Origin of the sequence: Idiomarina sp. UBA4206 (genome assembly GCF_002383015.1) — a bacterium.
GTDB classification, from domain to species: Bacteria; Pseudomonadota; Gammaproteobacteria; order Enterobacterales; family Alteromonadaceae; genus Idiomarina; species Idiomarina abyssalis.
The window spans coordinates 39,736-40,098 of record NZ_DFTS01000035.1 but is presented as its reverse complement, the minus strand read 5'-3'; the positions used below and the strand labels follow the sequence as shown (position 1 = coordinate 40,098).

At 49.6% G+C, this 363-nt stretch carries 1 protein-coding gene; it reads right to left on the bottom strand.

Annotation, left to right across the window (positions count from 1 at the left end; translation table 11 throughout):
* Positions 1-363, bottom strand: a 363-nt coding sequence (locus tag B3180_RS07265) for a glyceraldehyde 3-phosphate dehydrogenase NAD-binding domain-containing protein (RefSeq protein WP_286843795.1), incomplete at both ends; no start/stop codon positions are given.

Genomic DNA, 363 nt, shown 5'->3' with positions numbered 1-363 from the left:
TTGGTGGTGCAGGACGCGGCAGTGATTATCTGATGCTTGTCAGGATCATATAGGTGGTCATTAACGCCCATAACAATGTTCAAAGCGCCGGGCTCTTTGACTGGAGCTGATACCACCACGCGTTTAACGCCCTGGGACAGGTAATCGTTGAGCACCTTCACGGTTTTCATCTTACCGGAGGCTTCTAAAACCACATCACAACCACTCCAGTCGTTGTCAGCAATGGTTTTGTGTTGAGTGAAAGCAATGCGTTCATCACCAATTTGAATAGCATTGTCCGCACCTTCGGCTTCATAACCCCAGCGACCATGCACCGAGTCAAAATTGAGTAAGTGCGCAAAAGTAGCCGCATCGGCACCCGTA